The following is a 270-nucleotide window of genomic DNA, read 5'->3' as shown; positions in this document are numbered from 1 at the left end:
GGGTCGACCTGCCGTCCAGCACCTCACCCCGCCGGCCGTTCAACCGGAAATGCGGCACCTCCAGCCGCTCCGACAACTCAGCAACCTTCGCCTGCAACGGGCCGACGAAATCGGCATCCCACGACCCGCCGAGAAGCCCTTTGCCCGACGCCCGGCTCCGCACCGACACGAACAGACTGCTGGAGGACGGCTCGAAGACCACCGCACGCGGCGGCGGGTCGATCACCCGCCAGCCGGGCCCCAGCAACGCCACGGTGGTATGCGGCTGCT

1 protein-coding gene is annotated in these 270 nt (G+C 70.0%); it reads right to left on the bottom strand.

All coding sequences use genetic code 11. From position 1 onward, the window contains the following. Positions 1-253: hypothetical protein (locus tag QSK31_RS48665; RefSeq protein WP_285692023.1), on the bottom strand; the 253-nt coding region annotated here is incomplete at its 3' end. Between the last annotated feature and the right edge of the window lie 17 nt (positions 254-270).

The sequence above is a fragment of the Actinoplanes sp. NBRC 103695 genome (assembly GCF_030269485.1).
GTDB lineage: Bacteria > Actinomycetota > Actinomycetes > Mycobacteriales > Micromonosporaceae > Actinoplanes.
This window is presented reverse-complemented; position numbering and strand designations above follow the sequence as displayed.